The organism is Salipiger sp. HF18 (assembly GCF_011806505.1).
GTDB classification, from domain to species: domain Bacteria; phylum Pseudomonadota; class Alphaproteobacteria; order Rhodobacterales; family Rhodobacteraceae; genus Salipiger; species Salipiger thiooxidans.
In genome coordinates this window covers 1-1,700 of record NZ_JAATOS010000691.1, presented here as the reverse complement: position 1 = coordinate 1,700, position 1,700 = coordinate 1, and the positions used below count along the sequence as shown (strand labels likewise).

Here is a 1,700-nt window from a genome sequence, read left to right as displayed (position 1 = left end):
GCAGCACGTTGCGCGAGTTGGGCGAGAACTGCATCTGGCCGACGCCGCCCACAGCACCGGGCAGCGCCGCCATCGCGACCTCCTGCACCATCTCGAGGATCCGCGCCATGGCGAGCCCCGCGTTCACCCGCATCTCCATCGGCGTCGAGCCGGTGTGGGCCTCGCGTCCGGTGAGGGTGAACTCCAGCCACCACAGCCCCTGGCAATGGGTGACGACGCCGATGTCCTTGCCCTCGGCCTCGAGGATCGGGCCCTGCTCGATGTGCAGCTCGTAGTAGGCGTGCATCTTGCGCGCGCCCACCTCCTCGTCGCCCTTCCAGCCGATGCGTTCGAGCTCGGCGCCGTAGGTCTTGCCCTCGAGATCCTTGCGCCCGTAGGCGTAATCCTGGCTGTGAACCCCTGCGAAGACGCCCGAGGCCAGCATCGCGGGCGCAAAGCGGGCGCCCTCCTCGTTGGCCCAGTTGACCACCACGATCGGGTGCTTCGTCCTGATGCCCAGATCATTCATCGAGCGCACCGCCTCGAGCGCGCCGAGCACGCCCAGCACGCCGTCGTACTTGCCGCCCGTGGGTTGCGTGTCGAGGTGGCTGCCCACATAGACCGGAAGCGCATCGGGGTCGGTACCCTCGCGCGTCATGAACATGGTGCCCATGGTGTCGACGCCCATGCTCAGCCCTGCGTCGTCGCACCAGGACTTGAAGAGCGCGCGGCCCTCGGCATCCTCGTCGGTGAGTGTCTGGCGGTTGTTGCCGCCCGCGACGCCCGGCCCGATCTTGGCCATGTCCATGAGGCTGTCCCATAGTCGGTCGCCGTCGATCCGGAGGTTCTCTCCCGATATCGCCATCTTGCTTCCCCTGCGGTCTGCTGTTTTTCCGGGCCGGGCTCCCGTCCGGCGCGCCTGTTTTTTACCATTTGGTAAAGGCACGATTGCAACGCCCCCGGAACGAGTCAAGAATTGTCTGACGGGGGCGGCACGGAATGCAGGCGGTATGCCGGCGCCTCTGCCCGAAATTTGAGCGGAGAAGGAGTGCATGGCAGACGGTGCCGTAAAGAAGCCGAGTCGGATCCAGCTGCGCAACCGTAAGAAGATCATGACCGCCGCGCTGGAGGTGTTCTCGCAGCACGGCTACAGGGGCGCCACGCTGGACCAGATCGCCGAGGCGGCGGGCATGTCCAAACCGAACCTGATCTATTACTTCGACGGCAAGGAGGCGATCCACGTCGCCGTCCTCAACGCACTGATGGACGAATGGCTGGCGCCGCTGGCCGAGATGGACCCGGAGGGCGACCCGCTGCAGGAGATCCTCGGCTACATCCGCCGCAAGATGGAGATGAGCCGCAAGTACCCGCGCGAAAGCCGGCTCTTCGCCAACGAGATCCTGCAGGGCGCGCCCCGCATGGCGCCGCACCTCAAGTCCACGCTGAAGCCGCTTTTCGAGGAGAAATGCGCGCTGATCGAGGGCTGGGCCGCGGATGGCCGGCTGGCACAGACCGACGCGCGACAGCTGGTGCTGTCGATCTGGGCCATCACCCAGCACTACGCGGATTTCGAGGCGCAGATCCGGGTGCTTGTCCCGGACGAGAGCGGCGGCTGGGCCGATGCCAATGCCCATGTGGAGCAGCTGTTCCGCAAGCTTCTGACGCCCGCGGAAACCAGCGATTAACCAGAATCGCCGGATGCTTCCGGCATGAGACCAGAG

The 1,700-nt window shown here is 65.9% G+C and carries 2 protein-coding genes; one reads left to right on the top strand and one right to left on the bottom strand.

The genetic code is table 11. The annotated features are described in order from the left end of the window. Positions 1 to 844 (bottom strand): allantoate amidohydrolase (locus HC022_RS25945; RefSeq protein WP_167454303.1); only part of this gene is annotated, 844 nt, incomplete at its 3' end. 187 nt (positions 845 to 1,031) lie between these two features. Between HC022_RS25945 and HC022_RS25940 the strand changes: the two genes are divergently transcribed. Then, on the top strand, positions 1,032 to 1,664 hold the full coding sequence (locus tag HC022_RS25940) for a TetR family transcriptional regulator C-terminal domain-containing protein (RefSeq protein ID WP_167454302.1): 633 nt from the start codon (positions 1,032 to 1,034) through the stop codon (positions 1,662 to 1,664). Positions 1,665 to 1,700: the final 36 nt, after the last annotated feature.